General features: G+C 39.9%; 1 protein-coding gene. It reads left to right on the forward strand.

Going from position 1 to position 682, the window contains the following annotated elements; translation table 11 throughout:
• Window positions 1-328 precede the first annotated feature (328 nt).
• Window positions 329-634 carry an integrase core domain-containing protein gene (locus DW103_RS11360; protein ID WP_158576690.1) on the forward strand — a complete coding sequence of 102 codons (306 nt, stop codon included), beginning with the start codon at window positions 329-331 and terminating at the stop codon, window positions 632-634.
• Window positions 635-682: the final 48 nt, after the last annotated feature.

The following is a 682-nucleotide window of genomic DNA, read 5'->3' on the forward strand; positions in this document are numbered from 1 at the left end:
GCCTCCCGGAGTATATCCACAATGTCCGATACGCTTTCTTTCATGACATAAAGATACTGATAATTAGATAGATACACAAATTATTGAGGCTCTTTTTTTCATTCATGATGATATTTTTTTAGCATAAAATATCATTTTGTCATTTTGCCCCAATGGTTAACCGGCGTGTTCTGTTGCTTAATAAAACATTTAAAACCAGCAACATAAAAGATGTAAACAGGGGGCTGAGTAGTTACAGTTTTGCTATCGGATTGATACGTTAAAAAGGGTTACATGCGCGGGTACTGTGCATTCGGACAGGGGCATTCAGTATACTTATTTCGCATATATGGATTTGTTGACCCGGTATGGCATACGGGTCAGTCGGACGGAACATGGGGATCCGTTAGAGAATGCGGTTGCAGAACGTATTAACGGCATATTGAAACAAGAATGGTTATCCTTGTATACGTTTAAAAATGAAGATGATATACGAGCAGTCCTGATCCCTGCCATAGAGTTCTACAATCACGAAAGGCCGCATGCCAGTAATAATTGGTTAACACCGGAACAGGCTTATAATCAAAAGGGAGTGCTGACTAAGAAATGGAAAAATTACTATCCTGAGAGAAAAGCTCAACCGGCTGCTTTATAGATAGTAACGCTCGTCGGGGATGTGTCAAAATAGTCATATCCCCTTTTC

Source organism: Parabacteroides sp. AM08-6, from assembly GCF_003473295.1.
Classification (GTDB): domain Bacteria; phylum Bacteroidota; class Bacteroidia; order Bacteroidales; family Tannerellaceae; genus Parabacteroides.